1 protein-coding gene is annotated in these 685 nt (G+C 47.4%); it reads left to right on the forward strand.

Annotated features, from left to right (window positions below; all coding sequences use genetic code 11):
• A partial coding sequence (locus tag A3735_RS03210; RefSeq protein ID WP_156499366.1) for a chemotaxis protein CheB occupies nt 1–685 on the forward strand: 685 nt, incomplete at both ends.

The following is a 685-nucleotide window of genomic DNA, read 5'->3' on the forward strand; positions in this document are numbered from 1 at the left end:
GGTCACCATGGATTACGAGATGCCTGTTATGGATGGCGTTACAGCTATTCGCCATATCATGCAAGAATGTCCTACATCTATTCTAATGTTCTCATCTCTTACCTACGAAGGTGCTCGTGTAACGCTAGATGCGCTAGAAGCTGGAGCGGTCGATTTTTTACCAAAGAATTTTGAAGATATCGCTCGCGATGCAGGGAAAATGCAAGAGGTTCTGAAGAAAAGAATCCTGGCTATTGCAAAAAAGAGTGGAACTTCTCAAAGTGGCTCGGTTAGCAGCGCTAGCTCACTAAACCCCGAGGCTTCATCCAGTATACAAGCAAGTGAGAGTTCAAGTGTTTTAAAGCGTAGAGCAGTGAGCGGACGCCCAAGCACTACAAATAAAAGTGTGCCGTCACGCCCGGAAGTACAGAGTACTAATCGTGGTCAACGCGCCACGCACAGAGCCAAGAAGTTATCTCACCCGGTAGACCTTCTAGTCATCGGCGCTTCAACGGGTGGGCCGGTTGCCTTACAAAAAGTACTGTCAAAGCTACCGGCTAATCTGCCGGTTCCTGTACTGATTGTTCAGCACATGCCTGAGACCTTTACCCCTGCATTTGCAGAGCGCCTAAACAATTTATGTCAACTTACCGTTAAGCATGGAGTAGATGGGCAAACATTGCAGGCAGGAACAGCAATTTTAGCA

It is taken from the genome of Oleiphilus sp. HI0061, assembly GCF_001635675.1.